Here is a 20,866-nt window from a genome sequence, read left to right as displayed (position 1 = left end):
CACCATGAGTTACGGAATTCCGTCGGCTGAGCCGTCCGCCCAGGTTCCGGTATGCCCCCGGCACCCGGACCGGCCGTCCTATGTGCGCTGCCAGCGCTGCGGGCGCCCCGCCTGCCCGGACTGCCAGCGGGCGGCCGCCGTCGGATTCCAATGCGTTGACTGCGTCAACGAGACACGACGTACGACGCCGGAAGTACGGAGCGTCTACGGCGGTGCCGTTGCCACTGGCAAACCTTTGGTGACGTACGGCATCATTGCAGCCTGCGTTGTGGTCTACGCACTGCAGATGCTTATTCCGGGGGACTGGGTATACAAACAGTTCGCGTATAACAACATCTTTGCCGCACCCCAGTACGGCGCGTTTGAGCCGTGGCGGATGGTGACCTCGGCCTTCCTCCATTCCACGGATTCGCTGCTGCACATTCTCCTGAACATGTATACGCTGTGGATTTTCGGCCAGGCCCTGGAGCCCATCCTTGGCCGGGTCCGCTTCCTGGCGCTGTACCTTATCTCCGCCTTTGGTGGTTCAGTGGGCTACCTGCTGATGAACCCCGTGCTGGTGCCAGGGCAGGGCCTGGTGGGGCTGGTGGGCGCCTCCGGTGCCATCTTCGGCCTCTTCGGCGCCATGCTGCTGGTCCAACGGCAGCGCGGCGGGGACACACGGCAACTGTGGGTCCTTATTGCCATCAACGGCGTCATCGGCTTCCTGATTCCGCATATCGCCTGGCAGGCCCACCTGGGCGGGCTCATCACCGGCGGCCTCTGCGCCGCGGTTCTTGCCTACACGCCCCGGGGACGCCGCCAGGGCCTGCTCCAGGCATTGGGACTGGCCGCCGTTTTTGCGCTGCTTGTAGCCGCGAGCTGGGTCCGCGTGACGCTTTAGCCGCCACATATCCACGACCAACCGGAATGCCCCCGTCACCCTTGGTGACGGGGGCATTCGTGTTTTCCACAGCGCTTTTCCACAGTGTTGGTAACTTACATAGCTGTAGTTCAGGTGCTGGATCGGCCCGTCCCGGCCCTTTGCGGCTTATGCCGGGGCAACAGCCGGGCGCTTCTCCACAGTTGTGGATAACCTGTGGGGATATTGCTGTGCGTAAGTGGATAAGAGGCACTTTCCGGGCACCTCTGTGGAAAAACCGACCCATGGGATGCCCGACGAACCGCTCTGCCGACGTTCGCGGCGGGTTATCGACATCGGTATCCACACTGTTAATAAGTCACAATGCTGTTGTTCGCAGTCCCGCGCGACCCGCAGCAGTAAGGGCAGGGCCGGCCAGGGGCACCGATTTCCACGCGGTTTCCCACAGCTGTGGATAACTTGTGGGTATCGCATTGTTGGTAAGTGGATAAACACCAGAGGGTCGCGCTCTGGCCGCCTGCCTATGATGGTTGCCTGCCAAGCCGCCCAACCGACAAGGACACCCGTGACTGCCACTGAGCACCTGTATCTGGATAAACAGCATCCGGCCCTGTGGAGGGCGATCAGCGGCCTGGGCCTGAAGGTGCAGGAAGCGGCAGAAGAGGCTGGGATCGGGAGGGGCCTGTTGGAACTGCTCAACGTGCGGATTTCCCAGATCAATGGCTGCGCCTATTGCCTGGATCTTCACGTGCGGAAGGCCGGCGAGGAGGGAGAAAGTGCGCAGCGGCTGGCGGTGTTGCCTGCCTGGCGTGAGACCGCCCTGTTCACGGACCAGGAGCGGGCCGCGCTGGCCTTGGTGGAAAGCATCACCGAACTCCCGGATGAGCGGTCAAGGGAGCACGCGGAGGCTTACGCGCGGGAGCGGCTCAGCGCCGACGCGTTTTCGGCCGTGAGTTGGCTTGCCGTGACCATGAACGCATTTAACAGGGTGTCCATCACCAGCCACCACCCGGTCCGGCGGACACGCCCGTAGTCTCCAGCGCCGGCCCGTCGGGACCGTGTCCCCTTCAGGCTCCTGAACTTATCCACAGGTATTCCACACTGTTAATAACCACATCTTCTCGGCAGGTTTTGGCGGAAGGGTGCTGCACAGGGATGCTGGCGCCTTCTACAGGACCCCTGGGGAAGGTTGTCCACAGTGTGGATAACCTTCCCAACAGTTGGGGATAACGGGCGGCGGTAGGGTCTTTAGGCCTGCATGGACCAAATTCCGGAGGAGCCGCGGCGGTGGCTGTCCAGCAGATGGGTGTCCACTATTCCCACGGCTTCCATCAAGGCGAACATGGTGGTGGGACCCACAAAGGAGAAGCCCCGTTTCCGGAGCGCCTTGGACAGGGCCACCGATTCCGCCGACTGCGTGGGGACATCGGCGGCCACCGCGGGCTCCGGGGTGCTGGCCGGGCGGAAGCTCCAAACAAAGTCCACCAGTCCGCCGTCGTTGCGAAGTTCCAGGGTGGCCTGCGCATTCTTGACCGCGGCAAGGATTTTGAGCCGGTTCCTGATGATTCCCGGATCCTGCATCAGCCGTTCCACGTCCTCGCCGCTGAACAAGGCCACCTGTTCGGGGTCGAAGCCGGCAAAGGCGGCACGGAAGGCAGGGCGCTTGCGCAGGATGGTGGCCCAGGAAAGACCTGCCTGGAAGCCCTCCAGGCAGATGCGCTCGTACATGCCCTGCTCGTCAGTGACGGGCAGTCCCCATTCCTGGTCGTAATAGTCGCGCATGAGCGGATCCGTGGCGGCCCAGGCAGGACGGGCCAGGCCATCCTCGCCAACGATCACTCCGCTGGACTCGGGAGCCAGTGTGGTTCTCCTTGGAACAGTTCCGCGGCGGGCGCTACGAGCGCCAGCGGGTGGTCATCAGGAACCCGACGATGGCGATGCCAAAGCCTGCCACGATGTTCCAGGACTGCCAGGCCTGGACCGGGAAGCGTCCCTCGCTGATGTAGAAGGTGATGATCCAGAAGAGGCCGATGATCATGAGGCCGAACATGACCGGCTTGAACCACACGGGGTTGGGCTTGTACGCCTGCGGGGATGCCGGCTGGGCGGTGCTGGCGGTCTTCCTGCGAGGCTTTGACTCGGGCACTGGCTCTCCTTGGCGGGCTGGGCAAGCTCGGCGGCCCGGGCTTGGTATCCTGCAAGAAGGAAATTGCCAGCGGTCTGCGCGATCTTGGTCAAATCTGGATTCTTACTAGCAGCCAATTCTAGCCGCAGTTGATGGGCACCCGGTGCCCAGGGTGAATGCCCGGAGGGGAACGCGTGGTATTGCAGGAGAAGGCGGAGCCCGCCACTGCGCCCGCGCGCCGTCGTGCCCTCCTCACTGGCACCATCTCGGTGCTCGGCGAGCTGCTGATTACTGCCGGCGTCATCCTCCTGCTCTTTGTCGCGTGGCAGCTGTGGTGGACCAACGTGGAATCCGATGCCAAGCAGAGCCAGGTCATCAAGGAATTCGCCCAGGACCTGGGCAGTGCCGCTCCCGCCACGGCCGCCCCGGCCCCCGCGGCGCCCCCTGCCGCCGGCGAGGATTTTGGCAAACCCGTGGTGGGTACCGCTCCCGGCCACGCCGGCACCATCGGCATCATGTACATCCCCCGGTTCGGCCCCACCTATACGCGTCCCATCGTCCAGGGGACCAGCCAGGACGTCCTGGATACGCTGGGCCTGGGGCACTACAGCAATACGGCAATGCCCGGTGCGGTGGGCAACTTTGCCGTCGCAGGGCACCGGCAGACGCACGGGGCCGTGCTGGACAACATCCACACGCTGGTGCCCGGCGACAAGATCTACGTGCAAACCAAGGACGGTTACTACGTCTACGTCTTCCGGAACAACCAGATCGTGATGCCCTCCCGAACTGACGTCCTGGAACCTGTCCCCACCCAGCCGGGCGTCGCGCCCACCGAAAGCTACCTCACCATGACCAGCTGCAACCCCCGCTTCGGCGCGGAAGAACGCATCATCGCCTACGCCCTGCTGGACAGTTGGCGGCCGGCAGCCGCAGGGCCGCCTGCTGAGATCGCGGCGCAGGTTGCAGCAGCCACCGGAAGGAGCTGACCGTGTACGCCTGGATTTTCCGCCACCTTCCCGGGCCGCTCTGGCTCAGGATCATCATCTCGCTGGCACTGATCTTCGTGGCCCTGGTCCTGATGGTCCAGTTCCTTTTCCCCTGGATGTCCCACTTCACCCAATTCACCGACTCAACGATTGGTTCCGCAGACCAGCCATGACCACAACCAAGATCCTTGTAGTGGATAACTACGACAGCTTCGTCTACACACTGGTGGGCTACCTCCAGGAACTCGGTGCCGAGACCACGGTGGTCCGGAACGATGACGTCACCCTGGCCGAGGCCATCGAGCTTGCCAGTACCCGGGACGGCGTCCTCATTTCTCCCGGTCCCGGAAATCCTGCGGAGGCGGGTGTCTGCATCGAGCTGATCAAGTGGTGCGGTGAGAACAGCGTTCCCATGTTCGGCGTGTGCCTGGGACATCAGGCCCTGGCAGAGGCCTTCGGCGGCAAGGTGACCCACGCCCCCGAGCTCATGCACGGCAAGACGTCCCAGGTGGAGCACACCGGCACCAGCGTGTTCGCCGGCCTCCCCTCCCCCGTCACTGCCACCCGCTACCACTCGCTGGCGGCGGTCCGGGAGTCCATTCCCGAGGTCCTGGAAGTGACGGCGCAGACCGCGTCCGGCGTGGTCATGGGGCTGCAGCACCGGACTGCACCGTTGTGCGGGGTGCAGTTCCATCCCGAATCGGTCCTCACCGAAGGCGGGTACCAGATGCTCGGCAACTGGCTGGAGTCGCTGGGCATGAAGGGTGCGGCCGCGCGGGCTGCGAAGCTAAGCCCGCTGATCCAGCACTAGCAGGGCCAGCCCCCGCCAGGCCGGGCGTCAGCCCTTCCTGGTGGGCTTCGGCGTCGGCGTTGCTGTCGGCGTGGGCGTTTCCGTGGGGGTTTCCGTGGGCGCCGGCGGGGGCGGCGGCGGAGCCTTTGCCACCACGATGGTGATGGTCTTTCCCTGGTCGACGGCGGCGTTGACGGGGTCGCTCTGGTCAGTGACCCGGCCGGGCTCCACCTGCGAGTTTTCCGCCTCGACCACTGAAGCGACCAAGCCACGTTCCTTCAGGGCGGCCTCGGCCTCTTCACGTATCATGCCGCGCAGTTCGGGGACAACCACCTTGCCGGTAGAGACGATGAGCTCCACGCTGGTGCCGACGCCGACGCTTTGCCCGGGCGCCGGGTTGGAGGTGATGACGATCCCGGCGGGGACAGTGGCGCTGTTGGCGGTGGTGGTTGACGGAGCGCCAACCAGCCCAACTTGGCGGAGGATGTCCCGTGCCGCTGCCTCGGTCTTGCCGGGGAGGCTGTCCGGGATCTTGACCGAGCTGGGGCCGTCGGAGACGTTGAGGATTACGTCGGCCCCCGGATCCAGGGAACCGCCGGCCGCGGGATCCGTCCCGATGGCGGTCCCCTTGGGCACCGTGTCGTTTGCCGACCTGGCGATCCTGGGGCGAAGGCCCGCGTTGTACAGCTCCTGGAGCGCAGCGGTTTCCGTCATGGACGCCACCGATGGGATTGCTACCTTTGGCGGAGCGGGAGCTGGCCGGTTCACCGTTTGGTATAGCCACAGGCCGCCGCCCGCAAGAATCAGCAGGGTGAAGATCACCAGGGTGGCGATCCAGGCACGACGGCGGGACTTCTGGCGGGTGGACCGCTCGCCTTCGGGAGCGAGGCCAAGCGGGAGCGGACCGGCCCCGAAGGCATCCGCACCATACCCATCCGGCCCGTGCCCATCCGAATCGTGCCCATCCGCCAGCTCCAGGGGAACCGCGGATCCGCCGTCGTCACCGAACAGGCTGGTGGCAGCCAACCGCCCGGTGGGCGCGTCATCAAGGAAGCCTGCCCCCGCTGCGGCGAACGCCTCGGTGGGCGGCGCCGCCTGGGGTACGTGGTCATTCGGATCGGTGGGTGCCTCAGACGCCGGCACGGCCGGGACGGCCACTCCGGCCTTTGCAGCGCGCAGGGCACGCCGGAAGGCTGCCGCATCCTGGAAGCGGTCTGCGCGGTTCTTCTGCAGGGCCTTGGCGAGAACGGTGTCCAGTGCCGGTGACACCTCGGGGTTGAGGCTGCTGGCCGGCTCCGGGATTTCGCGGACGTGCTGGTAGGCCACGGAAACCGGGCTGTCCCCGACGAACGGCGGCCGCGAGGTCAGCATTTCGTAGAGCAGGCACGCGGCGGAATAGAGATCGCTGCGGGCGTCGACGGTTTCGCCCCGGGCCTGTTCCGGCGAGAGATACTGGGCCGTTCCCACCACTGCCTGGGTCTGCGTCATGGTGGCGGAGGAATCGGCGATGGCCCGCGCAATGCCGAAGTCCATCACCTTCACGGAGTTGGTGCCGGGGCAGTACATCACGTTGGCAGGCTTGATGTCCCGGTGCACAATGCCGGCCTTGTGGCTGTATTGGAGGGCTCCCAGGACGCCCAGGCAATAGTCGATCGCCTGGCTGATGGTGACCTCGTTGCCGCGGATCAGTTCGCGCAGGGTCCTGCCCTCCACGTACTCCATGACGATGTACGGCACCCGTACATCCTCGGCGGAGCCGTCGTGGACCACGTGTTCCCCGGTGTCGAAAATCGCCACGATGGAGGGGTGGTTGAGGGCGGCCACCGCCTGCGCTTCACGTTTGAACCGTGCCTGGAACTGCGGATCCCGGGCCATGTCGGGCCGCAGCAGCTTGATGGCGACGGTCCTGCCCAGGCGGGTATCGGTGCCCCTGTAGACGTCCGCCATGCCGCCCCGGCCAATGAGGTTACCCAGCTCGTAGCGCCCGTTCAGGACACGCCGGTTATCCACCGGCAGGCTGTCCTCCCGGTGCAACGGTGTGCGTGGTGACTCATTCACTGGTGGTCCCGACGGTCAGGGTGCGCAGGTTGGGGGTACTCCCGGCGTCTGGCCGGCGGCACAGGTTGCCAGGGGCGAGATGGGCGTCGGTCCCGCCACCGGGGACGAGGACGTGGGGGCAGGGCTTGGCGCCGTCGTCGTGGGCGCGGGGCTGGGAGCCGTGGCGTAGATAACGGTAATGAGCGAACCCTTGGGCACCGTCCCGGTGGGATTGAGCTCCAGCACAGTACCAGGCGTCTCGGTGCTGCTCTCCTGCGGAAGGACAGTCACCTGGAGTCCCAGGCCCGCCAGCGCGGACTGGACCTGCCGGTAGTCCTTGCCAAGGTACGCCGCCGGTATGACGTTGACCGTGGCTTGGGTGGGCTGCGTGGTGGGTGTGGGCGTCGGCGTGCTGCGCGTCTGCGTGGGCGTGGCCGAGGCGCTGGTCCGCGTGGGCGTCGCGGACGACGGCGGTACGCTGCTGGCGGTGGCGCTGGAGCTGGGGTTGCCGGCCGGCGAGAAGAGCCCCACCTGGTTCAGGAGGAAGCCCACCAAGGCGAAGAGGAGCAGCAGGATCAGGGCAACCAAGGGCCAGGTCCACGGGCTGCGTCCCTTGCGCCGGGGCTCATCGGAGGGCGCGTCGTCGTACGTTTCCTCCTCCTGGTCCCAGTTCCGCTCGGCAGCCAATGCGTTGGCGCGGGCCAGCGGCCCCTGCGCGCGCTCCCCGCCATCGGCTGATGCGCCGTGGGCGCTGGCAGCCATACCCGCCGCAGCGCCTGCCGCGGCCGCGCCCATCACCGGGAGGGCGGATGTGGCGGTGGGGGCCGAGTCACGCTGTCTGCCGATGACGCCCGTGGGGGCAGTGGCCGTGTCAACGGGTGCGGTGATGGGGCCGGTATCGGCGTCGAATAGAAGCATGCCGGGCACCGCGGCACGGGCAGCGCCCACATCCCCGTTACGGATGGCTTCCGCAGCTTCGGCGAGCTTGATGGCATTCGCCGGGCGGTCCTTGGGGTCCTTGGCCAGCATGGACATCAGGAGCGCGCGGACCGGCGTGGGCAGGCTCTCCGGAAGGGGCGGCGGGGCGTCGTTCACCTGGGCCAGGGCAATGGCGATCTGCGATTCGCCGGAGAACGGGCGGTGGCCGCTAAGGCACTCGTATCCGATGACGCCCAGTGAGTAGATGTCCGACGAACCGGTTGCGGTCTGGCCCGTTGCCTGTTCGGGCGCCAGGTACTGCGCCGTACCCATGACCTGCCCGGTCTGGGTGAGGGGCACCTGGTCGGCGAGGCGGGCGATGCCGAAGTCGGTGACCTTGACCCGCCCGTCAGGGGTGATCAGGAGGTTGCCAGGCTTGACGTCGCGGTGGACAAGGCCCTGGGCGTGCGCAACGGCCAGGGCGCGGGCGGTCTGCGCGATGATCGACAGCGTACGGTCAGGCGAGAGCACCTGCTCGTGTTCGATGATGCTGCTCAGCGGCTGCCCAGGGACCAGTTCCATGACCAGGTAGGCTGAGCCCTCTTCTTCGCCGTAGTCGAAGACGTTGGCGATCCCCACGTGGTTCAGGAGGGCGGTGTGGCGGGCCTCGGCGCGGAAGCGCTGGAGGAATCCCGGGTCGCCGGTGTACTCCTCCTTCAGCACCTTGATGGCGACGATGCGGCCCAGGACGAGGTCTTTGGCCTTCCAGACTTCCCCCATGCCGCCGATCGCAATCCGCGTGGTCAGCTGGAATCTGCCGCCGAGGGTGATTCCCGTTGTAGGCCTCACTTATTCAACACCGCCTCAAAAATCTTCTTCGCGTTAGGACTGGTCAGCTTTGCTCCCGCGTAGATGTCTACGCCTTCCATGACGATCGTGACGCTGACCTTGGGATTGTCAGCGGGGGCGAACCCGGTGAACCACGAGTTGTTGGTTCCGTTGCCCAGCTCGGCGGTGCCGGTCTTGCCCGCGACCTGCACGCCGGGCACCGCAGCACTCTTGGCGATACCATCCGTCACCACGCTGGTCATCCATTCGGTGATTTGCTTGGCGATCTCCGGGCTGGTGGACGTCCTGAGCTGGGCCGGCTGTGGCTCGTCAATAACGCGCAGATCAGGGGACCGCAGCGTTTTGACCAGGCTGGGCGCCATCTGGACGCCGCCGTTCGCGATGGCGTTCGTCATCATGTTCACCTGCAGCGGCGTCACCCGGACATCCTTCTGGCCGATGGCGGACTGGGCCAGGCCCGGCGCGTCCAGCTTGTCGGGGAACCCGTTCCCCGTTGCGTGGCCAAGCTTCAGCTGGTTTCCAACGTCCTCGCCGAACCCGAACTTCTTGTACTGGGCGGCAATGGCGTCACGGCCAAGGTCCAGGGCGATGCTGGCGAACGGCGTGTTGCAGGACTGCTGCAGGGCGAAGGCGAACCCCGCGGTGTCCCTGGTGTAGCAGTTGCCGCCGGCGTAGTTGGGAAGCTTGTACTGGATGCCGTCGAAAGGCATCTCGGCGGGGTTGGGCAGGACGCTGTCCTTGTTGTACTTCCCCGACGCCAGGGCCGCGGCAGTGTCCACCAGTTTGAAGACCGATCCCGGAGCGAGCAGCTCGCCGGTGGGGCCGCTGACGTTCTGGTTCAGGTTGATGCCGGGGACCTTCACCAGTTCGTTCATGTTGGCGCTTTCGGCGGCGGCGTCCTGCGTGGCGGCGAGGTTCGGATTGTAGGACGGCTTGGATGCCATGGCCAGGATGGCACCGGTCTTGGGGTTGGTGACCACGATCGAGCCGCGCTGGCCGTCCGGGATCAGGCTGTAGGCGAGCTGCTGGATCTGGGGGTCGATGGTCAGTTCGACCGAGGCGCCCTTGGGCTGGTTGCCCAGGAAGAGCTGGCCCACCCGGTCAAGGAAAAGCTGGTCCGAGTTGCCTGCCAGTTCGGCGCCCATGGCCTGTTCAAGGCCCGTGGCCCCGTAGTTCTTCGAGAAGTAGCCGGTGATCCCGGCATACAGCTCAGGCTGGGGGTAGGTGCGCTGGAACTTGCAGGTCTCCGAACCGGTCTCCACGGACTCGGCCACGGGGGTGCCGCCGACGATGATGGCGCCGCGGTCGTTGCAGTAGTTCTGGAGAATGGCGCGCTGGTTCAGCGGATTGGTCTTGAGGTCGTCGGCGCCCACCACCTGCACAAAGCTGATGGCGCCGAAGAGCAGCGCGAACATGGCCACTGCGGCTACCCACGAGTGTCGGATTGCCTGGTTCATGCCTGCTTCACCGCCTCGGTTGGAGTGTCAATGCCGGTTGCCGCCGCCGCACCGGCGGGCGGGAGTGGAGTGGTGTCCACGGGTCCGCGGGCGGCGTGCGAAATCATCAGGAGCAGTCCCACGATGATCCAGTTGGCCAGGAGGGACGATCCGCCGGCCGCGAGGAAGGGCGTGGTGAGCCCGGTCAACGGAATGAGCCGGGTGACGCCGCCGATGACCACGAAGCACTGGAGGGCGACCGCGAAGGACAGGCCGCAGGCGAGGAGTTTGCCGAACGCGTCCCGGGTGCCCAGGGCGGCACGGAAGCCACGGGTGATGAACAGCAGGTACAGCAGGACCACGGCGAACAAGCCGATCAGCCCCAGTTCCTCGCCCAGGGAGGCGATGATCATGTCGCTGTTGGCGAAAGGAACGAGGTCCGGACGCCCCTGGCCAAGGCCCGTGCCCACCAGTCCGCCGTTGGCCATGCCGAACAGGCCTTCGATGACCTGCCGGCTGCCGTTCTCATAGACGTCGGGGGAGAAGGCGTTGAGCCAGCCGTAGACGCGCTGCTGGACGTGGGCGAACACCTGGGCCGCAACGAAACCGCCGCCGATGATCAGGGCCAGCCCGATCACCACCCAGCTGATCCGGCTGGTGGCCACATAGATCATGACGATGAACAGGCCGAAGAACAACAGGGAGGAGCCCAGGTCGCGCTGGAAGATGAGCACACCGATGCTGACGAGCCATGCGGTGATCATGGGACCCATGTCCTTGAACCGCGGAAACTGCATGGGGCCGATTTTGCGGCCGGCGAGCAGGATGAGGTCGCGGTTGGAGGACAGATACCCGGCGAAGAATATGGCCAGCGTAATCTTGGCGACTTCGCCCGGCTGGAACGTCATGGGACCGACCCTGATCCACACCCGCGCACCCAGGATTTCACCGGCGCTGATTCCCGGGACAAGCGGCAGGATCAGCAACAGGGCCGAGGCTGCCAGCGAAATAAAGGTAAACCGGCGCAGGATGCGGTGGTCCTTGAGGAAGAAGACCACGGCGATGGCCACTGCCATGGCAATGAGGGTCCACCGGAGCTGGTTGTTGCCGGTGTCCTCGCCGGGAGCATCAAGCCGGTGGATCATTGCCAGGCCCAGGCCGTTGAGGGCGACAACGATCGGAAGTATTACTGGATCGGCATATTTAGCGCGGAACCGCAGGACGCCGTGGAACACCAGGGCGGCCATTGCCAGCAGGCTGGACTGGAACCAGAAATCCGAGTCGAAAGCCTTCTCCTGGTCCACGCCCACCATCATGTTGGCGCCGATGCCGACGGCAAGGGCCAGCAGCAGCAACGCAAGTTCCACGTTGCGGCGAGGCTTGGGCATGGTGCTTACCTGGCTCATTTGGCCGCCTCGCAGGTGATGGTGGGAGTGGGTGAGGGTGACGGTGCGGACGGCGCCGGGGCAGGAGCGGACGCATCCGGTGCCGGTGGCGGCGCCGCTGCACTGGCAGGGGGCGCACTGTTGGAGGGTGCCGGGGCACTGGCGGACGCGGAAGGCTTGGGGCACTCTTCCTCGGGCGAAGTTGTTCCGGTGAGCTCCAGGTTCTTGACGATCCGCTGGGCGTCGTAGAGGTCATTGGCAGGCACCGTCTGCCGCACGCGCTGCTGCGAGAACGGCGGGAGGGAGTCCATGCGGATATCCGTCACTGCTTCCAGGGAGGAAAGCTGGATGGGACCCAGCCGCTGCGACACCCCGTTGTAGATGGCCACGCGGGAGTCGAACTCGCCCACGTAGTAGCGGGTCTGCGTCCACGCGTAACCAAGCCAGAGGCCAACGGCCACCACTACCAGGACGGCGGCCGCGATGGACCAGGTCAACCAGCGGCGGGGACGCAGTGGCGGCAAGGTGTCTTCCCCGTCTGCCGGTTCCGCCTTGTGCGTCAGGAGCGTTGCGGCCCGCCGGGCCACGGTACGGCCGGCGACGGTGGGGATGGAACCGGACTCCGCGGCAGCAGCAGCGGCGCCCACCAGTTCATGCGGGCGGGAGGCCAGCTCTTCGCGCAGGACCTCGGCGGAGAGGTGTTCCCCAAGGTGGGGGTCGGTGCCGCCGGAGTCGGCCGGGCTGGCGTCGCCGTCCTTGGCGCCGGCGCCGTCTTCCGTTTCCTTGGCAGGCCCGGTATCTGGCTTGGGAGCTCCGGCTTCCGAACCGGCCACCTCCTTGCCATCGGCCGGCACGGCGGCAGCAGCCTGGGCTGCGGGTGAAGCATCCGCCGCGGCAGCGGGCTTGCTGCCCTGCACCGGCGGGACAATTTCGACGGCTGCCGTGCTGACGTCGTCGGGCGTTTCCTCCACGATGTCCACCATGACCACGGTGACGTTGTCCGGCGAACCGGCCTCAAGGGTCAGTTCAACAAGGGTTTCGGCGCACTCATGCAGGTTGTGGGTTTCGCGGACAGTCCGCTCCACCGCATGCGCGGCCACATAGTTCAGTCCATCCGAGCACAGCAGCCAGCGGTCCCCGGGCCGGGCGTCCAGGGTGTCCAGGTCCAGCTCGGGGCTGGCATCGACGTCACCCAGGACGCGCATGAGGACGTTCTTGTGCGGGTGCGTTTCCGCTTCCTCAGGCCGCAGCCGGCCTTCGTCGATGAGCCTCTGTACGAAGGTGTGGTCCACGCTGACCTGCTTGAATTCACCGTCGCGGAGCCGGTAGGCGCGTGAGTCGCCGATGTGGGCGAAATGCAGTTTGTCATCCGCCAGCAGGAGCGCAGTGACGGTGGTGCCCATACCCGCGAGCTTCGGGTTGATGTGCACCAGTTCAGAGAGCAGGGAGTTGGCAGTTTGGATCTCATCGGCCAACACGGTCCCGGCGTCCGCCCCGTGGTCCGCGCTGTCCAGGTGGATCATGTCCAGGACGGTCGCAGCTGAGGCAACATCGCCGCCCGCATGGCCGCCCATGCCATCTGCGACCACTGCGAGATGGCGGCCGGCGTAAGCGGAATCGTCGTTCTTGGAACGGATCCGGCCCACGTCCGACCGCGCGGCGAAGCGCATGATGAGGGGCCGCTGAGCCGGACTGGAGCCGGTTGCGGGGGTTTCAGCCTCGGCCACAGTTACGGCCTCAATTCAATGACCGTCTTGCCGATTCTCACGGGTACCCCTGGCTCGACAGGCAGGGCACGGGTAAGTTGCTGGTCCCCCAGGTAGGTTCCGTTGGTGGAACCAAGATCTTCGATGAACCAGCGGCTGCCCTGCGGGAAGAGCCTGGCGTGGCGGCCGGAGGCGTAATCGTCCTCAAGGACCAGGGTGGCTTCCTGGGCGCGTCCAAGCAGGATGGGGCTCGCTGCCAGGGGCACGGTCCGGCCCTTGAGCGGACCTTCGAGCACCACCAGCTGCCGGGCCTGCTGTTTCACGGGCTGCGGCGGCGCTTCGGCCAGTTCGGGGTTTCGCCGGATCTGGCGGGCCGTGGGTGCACCGGCCGCAGCCTTGCGACCCAGCATCAGGTCCCGGCGCATGGCGGAGACGATGCTGAAGATCAGGACCCAGAGGAGCAGCAGGAAGCCGAACCGCAGCGCGGTGATGGTGAGGTCGCTCATGCGTGGCCACCCTGGTTGGCAGGAAGCAGGCGGAAGATGATCTTTGTCCGTCCCATCGTGATGGTGGAGCCGTCTGTGAGTTCGGTGCTTCCGGAAACCTTTTGGCCGTTGACGTAGCTGCCATTGGTGGAGCCCAGGTCCACGGCGCTGGTGACACCGTTGGCCGTGCGGATCTCCAGGTGGCGCCGGGATACGCCCGTGTCTTCGATGTGGATGTCCGCCTCTGAGGACCGGCCCAGGATGATGGACGGGGCGTTGAGCGAATAGCGCTGGCCGTCAATGTCCAGCACCGGCTGGAGCCTGACAGGCTGCCGGCTCGGGGCCGCCGGAACGTTGGGCTGGGGCTTCGGCTGGGCGGCGGATCCCTGGGATTTTTCGGTGGAGGAGGCTATTTCGAAATCCCCGGCGCGGAGTTCGGAGTCGCGCCGGAACGAAATGCGGACGGGGCCCTGGAGGGTGTAGCCCTGGCTGCGGACGTGGTTGATGACCACGTCGCAGAGTTCTTCGGCCAGCGGCGTGCCCCATTCCTGTGCGCGGCCAAAGTCATCGTCACTGAGCTGGACGTCGAAGACGTTGGGTACCAGCGTGCGTCCGGCCGCCACGGTGAGGGCTTTGTGGTCCACCTCGCGGCGGAGCCGGCTGGCGATCTCAACGGGCTCAACCTGCGCTTTGGAACCGGTGGAGAAGACGCCGCGGACGGCCTTTTCGATGCCGCGTTCAACCTTGTCCAGCAGACCCATGGTTCTTCTCCTTTCCCCCCGGCTCCGGGGCAGTAGTTGTTGCTGGCCAGCACCTGCAGGGCAGTCCATCGTTGCGCGGTGATACCCGCGGGCAGTGGCCACTCCTACATCCGATACTAATGGCCAGCCCTGCGAATGACCTTAATCCACAACGGCCGGGCGCCGGCAAAAGTTCGGATGCGTGACTGCTCCGGGCTGTTGCGGCGGGGAAATCGGGGGAGCGGCTGATTACCCTGGGATGCCTGCTTTTCCGCGGTTTTTAGCCTGTCGTAGAGGCGCGCGGGAGGGCGGACGGGGGCCAATTGGTAATTTGCGGCATCTGTCCGTTATGCTTGATCTCGCTGCTTTTGCGAGGCGCGGAACGGGAAACCGGTCCGGCTAAGTGGAAGAAGTTGCGCGCGAGTGGCGGAACGGCAGACGCGCTGGCTTCAGGTGCCAGTGTCCGAAAGGGCGTGGGGGTTCAAATCCCCCCTCGCGCACGCAAATGGAAGAGCCCCGGTCTTGGACCGGGGCTCTTCTGCGTTTCCCGCATGGATCAGCGGTTCTGAAGGATCGCCCCCGCGCACGGACTTCGCACCCCGCGCGTTCCAGGGTGGTTCGTCCGGTGGCGGGTGCGTTGAGTGCCTGGCCGGCGGCGCTAACGGACGGGGCCCTAGCTGGACGGGCGCGCCGAAGCCTTGAACCGGCGTCGTGAGTTGGCCAAGTGGCTGCGCATGGCTGCCGCCGCGGCAGCCTCGTCACGGTCGGCGATCGCCTCCAGGATGGACCGGTGCTCCTGGACCACCTGGTCAAAATGGTCCCGGGCGTAATGCTCGACGCCGGTCATCAGGCGGGTGCGGGGCATGGCAATCATGGGCTGGCCCAGGGCCGCCAGGCAGTCCGAGTAATAGGGGTTGCCGGATGCTGCGGCCACGGCCCGGTGGAACTCGAAGTCCGATTTCATGGCATGGGCAGGATGGCCCGCGCTTCCGGTGAAGGCCTCCAGTGCCGTACTGGCGGCGCGCAGTTGCCGGTCCGTGTGGTTCCGGGCGGCCAGGGCCGCAGCCTCCGTCTCCACGCCCATGCGGAAGGCCAGCAGGTGCAGCCGGTCCTCTGTAGTGGCCACGGGGCGGACTCCGGGCACTGCCAGCGGCCCTTCCGCGGGCGGAGTAAGGGCGAAGCTGCCGCGGCCGCGCTCGGTTTCGACGAGGCCCTCCGCCTGCAGCCGGGTGAGGGCGGCCCGCACCACAGTGCGGCTGACGCCGAAGTCGCTGATGAGTGTGTTCTCGCTGGGCAGCTTCTCGCCCGGCTGGATCACGCCGTCCACGATGCGGTTGCGGAGGTCAGCGGCAAGGTCCGCGGTGAGGTTCCGGCTCATGGCTCAAGGGTACGGCGTCGGGGTTACGCGCCGAACTCAACGCTTTCGGTGGTCCAGGCCCGTGCCTGGTCGCTCAGTGTGACGCCCAGGCCTGGGCGGTCGGGGACGATCATCCGGCCGTCCTTGGTTTCCAGGCGCTCGTTGAATAAGGGGTCCAGCCAGTCGAAGTGCTCCACCCAGGGCTCGCGCGGATAGGCGGCAGCGAGGTGGAGATGGATCTCCATGGCGAAATGCGGGGCAAGTCCCAGTCCGCGCTCGTCCGCAAGGGCGGCGAGGCGGAGGAATTGGGTGATGCCGCCGACGCGAGGGGCGTCGGGCTGGATGATGTCGCAGCCGTTCGCGGCGATGAGGCCCTTGTGCTCGGCCACGGAGGCAAGCATTTCGCCGGTGGCAATAGGGGTGTCCAGGACCTGCGCCAGATGGGCGTGGCCTTCGAAGTCGTAGGCGTCCAGCGGCTCTTCAATCCAGATAAGGTCGAATTCCTCAAGGCGGCGGCCCATGCGCAGGGCGGTGGCGCGGTCCCACTGCTGGTTGGCGTCCACCATGAGCGGAACGTCAGGGCCGATGTGGTCGCGGATTCCGGCAACGCGGCGCAGGTCCTCCTTGCTGTCCGGCAGGCCCACCTTGATCTTGATGCCGCCGATGCCCTCCTCGGTCGACTGGGTGGCGCGAGCCTTTACTTCCTCCAGCGTGGCGTTCAGGAAGCCGCCGGAGGTGTTGTAGGTCCGCACGGAGTCGCGGTAGGAGCCAAGGAGCTTGGCCAGCGGCAGTCCGGCGCGCTTGGCCTTGAGATCGTACAAAGCGATATCGACGGCGGCGAGGGCCTGGGTGGCGACGCCGGACCGTCCCACGGACGCGCCTGCCCACAGGAGCTTGGTGTAGATCCTGGCGATGTCGTTGGGGTCCTCACCGATGAGGCCTTCGGCAACTTCCTTGGCGTGCGCGTACTGGGCCGGCCCTCCGGCGCGCTTGGAGTAGCTGAAACCGATCCCTGAATGGCCCAGTTCGGTGGTGATCTCGGCGAACAGGAAGACCACCTCGGTCATGGGCTTCTGCCGGCCGGTGAAGACCTTGGCGTCGCTGATGGGAACGGTGAGGGGAAGCCTGGCGGTGGACAGCCTGACGTGCCGGATGAAGTCGACGGTGCTCATTTAATCTCCTAGGGCGGGGCGGGCTCCTTCGCCCACCCTCTTAGGATATAAGTCACCTACTTGTATTACAAGTAGGTGGGGTCGTCCGTGCGATGCGCCACTTACGGTGCCCGGCCGGAATAGCTGCAGGCCAGGAGGCTGTTGACGCAGGCATGAAGGCGATTACTTACAGCAAATACGGCAGCCCCGACGTCCTTGAGCTCACTGAGCAGCCCATGCCGAAGGTGGGACCCGGAATGGTCCTGGTCAAGGTCAAGGCGGCTTCGGTAAACCCCGTGGACTGGAAGATCATGGCCGGCTACCTGGATGCTGCGATGGACCTGCAGTTCCCGGCGGTCCCGGGATGGGACGTGGCGGGCGTGGTGGAATCCGTGGGAATCGATTCCCAACAGTTCAAGCCCGGGGACGAAGTCATCTCCTACGGCCGCAAGGATTATGTCCACGGCGGCAGTTTCGCCGAATACATTGCCCTTCCTGAAAGGCTCCTGGCCCGAAAGCCCGCCACCCTCGAATGGAACGAGTCCGCAGGGCTCCCGTTGGCCGGATTGACTGCCTACCAGGTCCTGAACCGCCTTGGCCTCGCGTCCGGCGAGACCGTGCTGATCCACGGCGGAGCCGGTGGCGTGGGATCCCTGGGCATCCAGATCGCCGTGGCCCTGGGCGCCCATGTCATTGCGACGGCGTCGGAAAAGAACCACGATTTCCTCCGGTCCCTGGGCGCGCATCCCATCACCTACGGTGACGGCCTTGCCGACCGGGTCCGGTCCCTCCGCCCGGACGGTGTTGAGGTGGTTGCCGATTTTGTCGGCGGCAATCTTGAGGCCACCCTCGCGGTGCTTGCTGACGGCGGCAGGCACGCGTCCATCGCCGACAGTGACGTGGAGGAACATGGCGGAACCTGGATGTGGGTAAGCCCTGTGGGCGCCCAACTCCAGGAGCTTGCGGACCTGGTGGACGACAGGAAGATGCGGGTGGAGGTCGCTGAGGTATTTCCGATGGACCGGGCCGCCGATGCATTCCGGCTCAACATGGCCGGGCATACCCGCGGCAAGATTGTTGTGGCAGTGGACCAAACTCCCTGAGGTCCATGAGGGCCGCTAGGTCCTGATGGCTCCGAAACCGGCAATCAGGGCCTCGAGCCCAAGCTGGAAGGCGGTATCGGCCGGGCGCCCACGTTCCTGCCCGGCCGGCCCGTCCTGCCCGTGGGCCGAACTCCGCACGGCCGCGGTGAAATGCGGCGTGGATTCCGCCATGGAACCGGAATCGAAAATGTCCTCCGGTGCCGTGACGTCGTACGCAGAGCCGAAAATGAAGGACTCCAGCGCCACGATGGCGGGGACAATGCGCTCCCGGGGGAACCCGGCGTCGAAAAACCCCTTGCTGACGGTTTCATACATGGCAAGGGTCTGGGGGGCGTCCGTCACCGGCAGGACTGCGATAACGGGAATGAGCGGGGTATGTTCGGCGAAGACATCCCGGTAGCTCCACGCCCAGGTGCGCACGGCGTCTTCCCAGCTGCCGCCCCCGAAACCTGAGACGTCCACCAGTGACATCAGGTGGTCCTCCACCAGGAGCAGTACGTCCTGTTTGGATTTCACATGGTTATAAAGGGCGGAAGGTGCCACGTCGAGCACCTTGGCCAGCGCCGCCATGGTCAGGCCGTCATAACCTTTCCGGCTCACCAGTTCCAGGGCGGCTGCCGTGATCCCCGCCTTGTCCAGCACTGCAGCCGACGGCCGGCCTGCCCGCCTCCTCTGTGCGCCGCCGTTGCTGGCGGAGCGCCCCTGTGCGGCTGATACTGCCGGCATTGCTGCCCTTTCGTCGGTGTCCCCTGCATTATTCCATCCAGCACTTCCGCTCCCGGCAGGCACCGGCTATAGTTCTAGCTAAATGAATGGCATTCATTTAGTGGTCCCCGTCACCGAGGGCCGCAGAGAGGACATCATGCTGAACCTGAACCGCGACGTCGTGGTCGTTGGAGCCGGGCCGTCCGGACTCACCGCCGCCCGTGAACTGAAGAAGGCCGGCCTCACCGTCGCCGTGCTTGAGGCCCGCGACCGGGTGGGTGGCCGCACCTGGACCGACACCGTTGATGGGGCCATGCTCGAAATCGGCGGCCAGTGGGTCTCGCCGGACCAGACCGCCCTCCTGGAACTGCTCCAGGAACTGGGCCTGGACACCTACCCGCGCTACCGCGAAGGGGAGTCCATCTACATCGGCGCCGACGGCTCACCCGTGCGCTACACCGGGGACACCTTTCCGGTGGACCCGGACACCGCCGTCGAAATGGACCGCCTGGTGGCGCTGCTGGACGGACTCGCCGCGGAGATTGGACCAACCGAACCCTGGGCGCACCCCAAAGCGCGTGAACTGGACACCATCTCCTTCCACCACTGGCTGCGGCAGAACTCGGCCAATGAGGAAGCCTGCAGGAACATCGGCCTGTTCATCGCCGGCGGCATGCTCACCAAGCCCGCGCACTCCTTCTCCGCCCTGCAGGCCGTCCTGATGGCCGCCTCGGCCGGCTCCTTCACCCACCTGACGGACGAGGACTTCATCCTGGACCGCCGCGTGGTGGGTGGAATGCAGCAGGTCTCGCTGCTGCAGGCGCAGGAACTGGGGGAGGACGTGGTCCTTGGCTCCCCGGTCCGCACCATCAACTGGGAGCCGGATGGCGACGGCGGCCACCGCGTCACCGTTGAATCCGACCGGGCCACAGTGAACGCCCGGTTCGTCATCATGGCCGTGCCGCCCAACCTCTACTCCCGTGTCTCCTTCAATCCGCCGCTGCCGCGCCGCCAGCATCAGATGCACCAGCACCAGTCCCTGGGCCTGGTCATCAAGGTGCACGCCGTCTACAGCACCCCGTTCTGGCGGGACAAGGGACTTTCCGGGACCTGTTTCGGGGCAGACGCCCTGGTCCAGGAGGTGTACGACAACACCAACCATGGCGATGCCCGCGGCACGCTGGTGGGCTTCGTCTCTGATGAGAAGGCCGACGCCGTTTTCGAGTTGAGTGCCGAAGAGCGCAGGAAGGCGATCCTCGACTCGATCGCCGGTTACCTGGGCGCGGAGGCCCTCGCGCCGGAGGTCTACTACGAGTCCGATTGGGGCTCGGAGGAGTGGACCCGCGGCGCCTATGCCTCCAGCTATGACCTGGGCGGACTCCACCGCTATGGCAAGGACCAGCACGCCCCCGTCGGCCCCATCTACTGGTCCTCGTCCGATCTCGCCGCTGAGGGCTATCAGCATGTGGACGGCGCCATCCGCATGGGCCGCATCACCGCGGCGCGCATCGCGGAAGTTGCCAAGGTTCCGGTGGCATCCGGCTGGTAAATAAGCATGCTTACTAATAGGCTGGCGACGGGGAGCGTCCCCGACTTTTCGACGAACGAGGTGAGGCATGACTGACGCCCAGAGCATCAGCAAGGTTACGGAGATCATCAACGATTCCAAGATCGGAATGGTCACCACCATCAACGAAGCAGGCGCCCTCGTCAGCCGGCCGCTGGCGGTCCAGGAGGTCAAGGACGACGGCGACATGTGGTTCTTCACGGGCCTTGGCACCTCGCAGGTAGCGCACGTCCAGGCCGACCCGCGCGTCAACGTCGCCTTTGGCAAGAAGACCGAATGGGTGTCCGTTGCCGGAACCGCGGAGGTGGTCACGGACCGGGCCAAGATCCACGAGATGTGGAACCAGGTTGTTGAAGCATGGTTCCCGGACGGTCCGGACACCCCCGAGGTGTGCCTGCTGCGGGTCGATTCGGATTCTGCCGAGTACTGGACCAGCCCGGGCGGCACCGCTGCCACGGTGCTTCAGTGGGTGAAGTCAAAAGTCACCAACAGCCGGATGAGCGTCGGCGAAAGCGGCACTGTGGAGCTGTAGCGCAGGCTAATCACAAGGGGCGGGGCGGCTACTGGGCGGGTTCTAGCGGTCGTTGCAACACCCAGAATTTTTGGGAGTTGCAACGACCGTGTCGTCTTCAACGGAGGAAGCTGTCGGGCGGAGGAAGTA

General features: G+C 65.9%; 20 protein-coding genes and 1 tRNA gene. 9 read left to right on the top strand and 12 right to left on the bottom strand.

Annotation, left to right across the window (positions count from 1 at the left end):
* Positions 1 to 4: 4 nt before the first annotated feature.
* Positions 5 to 883 (top strand): rhomboid family intramembrane serine protease, encoded by an 879-nt coding sequence (locus AB0280_RS11340; RefSeq protein WP_307493243.1) that lies wholly within the window; start codon positions 5 to 7, stop codon positions 881 to 883.
* Between the two features lie 544 nt (positions 884 to 1,427).
* Positions 1,428 to 1,895, top strand: a complete 468-nt coding sequence (locus AB0280_RS11335) for a carboxymuconolactone decarboxylase family protein (RefSeq protein ID WP_224023963.1) — start codon at positions 1,428 to 1,430, stop codon at positions 1,893 to 1,895.
* A 215-nt stretch (positions 1,896 to 2,110) separates the two neighbouring features.
* Here AB0280_RS11335 and AB0280_RS11330 read toward each other — a convergent pair whose 3' ends face one another.
* Positions 2,111 to 2,722, bottom strand: coding sequence for a DNA-3-methyladenine glycosylase I (locus AB0280_RS11330; RefSeq protein WP_159634951.1), 612 nt, complete (start codon positions 2,720 to 2,722; stop codon positions 2,111 to 2,113).
* Between the two features lie 34 nt (positions 2,723 to 2,756).
* A complete protein-coding gene (locus tag AB0280_RS11325; RefSeq protein WP_141158788.1) occupies positions 2,757 to 3,008 on the bottom strand; it encodes a cell division protein CrgA in 252 nt (83 codons plus the stop codon).
* A 173-nt stretch (positions 3,009 to 3,181) separates the two neighbouring features.
* On the opposite strand from AB0280_RS11325, the gene AB0280_RS11320 reads away from it, so the two are divergent.
* From AB0280_RS11320 to AB0280_RS11310, 3 genes are read left to right on the top strand one after another with little or no spacing between them, the layout of a single operon-like run.
* Complete coding sequence (locus tag AB0280_RS11320; RefSeq protein ID WP_159629355.1) at positions 3,182 to 3,976, top strand: class E sortase; 795 nt, start codon at positions 3,182 to 3,184, stop codon at positions 3,974 to 3,976.
* A 2-nt stretch (positions 3,977 to 3,978) separates the two neighbouring features.
* Positions 3,979 to 4,149: a hypothetical protein gene (locus tag AB0280_RS11315; RefSeq protein WP_201302364.1), complete on the top strand. Its 171-nt coding sequence runs from the start codon at positions 3,979 to 3,981 to the stop codon at positions 4,147 to 4,149.
* Complete coding sequence (locus AB0280_RS11310) at positions 4,146 to 4,787, top strand: aminodeoxychorismate/anthranilate synthase component II (RefSeq protein ID WP_159629353.1); 642 nt, start codon at positions 4,146 to 4,148, stop codon at positions 4,785 to 4,787. The genes AB0280_RS11315 and AB0280_RS11310 overlap by 4 nt, the downstream gene beginning before the upstream one ends.
* A gap of 27 nt (positions 4,788 to 4,814) precedes the next feature.
* On the opposite strand, the gene pknB is transcribed toward AB0280_RS11310, so the two are convergent.
* Genes pknB through AB0280_RS11275 form a run of 7 tightly spaced genes read right to left on the bottom strand, consistent with a single transcriptional unit; the run spans position 4,815 to position 14,343 of the window.
* Positions 4,815 to 6,824: a Stk1 family PASTA domain-containing Ser/Thr kinase gene (gene pknB / locus AB0280_RS11305; RefSeq protein WP_307493248.1), complete on the bottom strand. Its 2,010-nt coding sequence runs from the start codon at positions 6,822 to 6,824 to the stop codon at positions 4,815 to 4,817.
* Positions 6,825 to 6,839: 15 nt separating this feature from the next.
* On the bottom strand, positions 6,840 to 8,570 hold the full coding sequence (locus AB0280_RS11300; protein ID WP_307493249.1) for a protein kinase domain-containing protein: 1,731 nt from the start codon (positions 8,568 to 8,570) through the stop codon (positions 6,840 to 6,842).
* Positions 8,567 to 10,027: a peptidoglycan D,D-transpeptidase FtsI family protein gene (locus AB0280_RS11295; RefSeq protein ID WP_307493251.1), complete on the bottom strand. Its 1,461-nt coding sequence runs from the start codon at positions 10,025 to 10,027 to the stop codon at positions 8,567 to 8,569. Before AB0280_RS11295 ends, AB0280_RS11300 begins: the two co-directional genes overlap by 4 nt.
* Positions 10,024 to 11,412: an FtsW/RodA/SpoVE family cell cycle protein gene (locus AB0280_RS11290; protein WP_307493253.1), complete on the bottom strand. Its 1,389-nt coding sequence runs from the start codon at positions 11,410 to 11,412 to the stop codon at positions 10,024 to 10,026. Before AB0280_RS11290 ends, AB0280_RS11295 begins: the two co-directional genes overlap by 4 nt.
* Positions 11,409 to 13,118 carry a PP2C family protein-serine/threonine phosphatase gene (locus AB0280_RS11285; RefSeq protein WP_370871850.1) on the bottom strand — a complete coding sequence of 570 codons (1,710 nt, stop codon included), beginning with the start codon at positions 13,116 to 13,118 and terminating at the stop codon, positions 11,409 to 11,411. The genes AB0280_RS11290 and AB0280_RS11285 overlap by 4 nt, the downstream gene beginning before the upstream one ends.
* A 2-nt stretch (positions 13,119 to 13,120) precedes the next feature.
* Entirely contained in the window at positions 13,121 to 13,603 is a 483-nt protein-coding gene (locus AB0280_RS11280) for an FHA domain-containing protein FhaB/FipA (RefSeq protein ID WP_159629345.1), read from the bottom strand.
* The gene (locus AB0280_RS11275) at positions 13,600 to 14,343 is read right to left on the bottom strand and encodes an FhaA domain-containing protein (RefSeq protein WP_159629343.1); all 744 of its coding nucleotides are present in this window, start codon (positions 14,341 to 14,343) and stop codon (positions 13,600 to 13,602) included. The genes AB0280_RS11280 and AB0280_RS11275 overlap by 4 nt, the downstream gene beginning before the upstream one ends.
* A 396-nt stretch (positions 14,344 to 14,739) precedes the next feature.
* Here AB0280_RS11275 and AB0280_RS11270 point away from each other — a divergent pair.
* Positions 14,740 to 14,822 (top strand) — tRNA-Leu (locus AB0280_RS11270).
* A 173-nt stretch (positions 14,823 to 14,995) separates the two neighbouring features.
* On the opposite strand, the gene AB0280_RS11265 is transcribed toward AB0280_RS11270, so the two are convergent.
* Both AB0280_RS11265 and AB0280_RS11260 read right to left on the bottom strand, forming a co-directional pair.
* Positions 14,996 to 15,700, bottom strand: coding sequence for a FadR/GntR family transcriptional regulator (locus AB0280_RS11265; RefSeq protein WP_307493257.1), 705 nt, complete (start codon positions 15,698 to 15,700; stop codon positions 14,996 to 14,998).
* 23 nt (positions 15,701 to 15,723) lie between these two features.
* A complete protein-coding gene (locus AB0280_RS11260; RefSeq protein ID WP_307493259.1) occupies positions 15,724 to 16,851 on the bottom strand; it encodes an L-talarate/galactarate dehydratase in 1,128 nt (375 codons plus the stop codon).
* A gap of 152 nt (positions 16,852 to 17,003) precedes the next feature.
* Here AB0280_RS11260 and AB0280_RS11255 point away from each other — a divergent pair, with 152 nt between their 5' ends.
* Entirely contained in the window at positions 17,004 to 17,933 is a 930-nt protein-coding gene (locus tag AB0280_RS11255; protein ID WP_307493260.1) for an NADP-dependent oxidoreductase, read from the top strand.
* A gap of 15 nt (positions 17,934 to 17,948) precedes the next feature.
* Here the strand turns inward: AB0280_RS11255 and AB0280_RS11250 are convergent, their stop codons facing one another.
* On the bottom strand, positions 17,949 to 18,659 hold the full coding sequence (locus AB0280_RS11250; protein WP_307493262.1) for a TetR/AcrR family transcriptional regulator: 711 nt from the start codon (positions 18,657 to 18,659) through the stop codon (positions 17,949 to 17,951).
* An 82-nt stretch (positions 18,660 to 18,741) separates the two neighbouring features.
* Here AB0280_RS11250 and AB0280_RS11245 point away from each other — a divergent pair, with 82 nt between their 5' ends.
* Together AB0280_RS11245 and AB0280_RS11240 are read left to right on the top strand one after the other, a co-directional pair.
* Positions 18,742 to 20,187 carry a flavin monoamine oxidase family protein gene (locus AB0280_RS11245; protein ID WP_307493264.1) on the top strand — a complete coding sequence of 482 codons (1,446 nt, stop codon included), beginning with the start codon at positions 18,742 to 18,744 and terminating at the stop codon, positions 20,185 to 20,187.
* A gap of 67 nt (positions 20,188 to 20,254) precedes the next feature.
* Positions 20,255 to 20,737 (top strand): pyridoxamine 5'-phosphate oxidase family protein, encoded by a 483-nt coding sequence (locus AB0280_RS11240; protein ID WP_159629334.1) that lies wholly within the window; start codon positions 20,255 to 20,257, stop codon positions 20,735 to 20,737.
* Positions 20,738 to 20,866 lie beyond the last annotated feature (129 nt).

The organism is Pseudarthrobacter sp. 902506025 (assembly GCF_040702325.1).
Lineage (GTDB): Bacteria > Actinomycetota > Actinomycetes > Actinomycetales > Micrococcaceae > Arthrobacter.
This window is presented reverse-complemented; position numbering and strand designations above follow the sequence as displayed.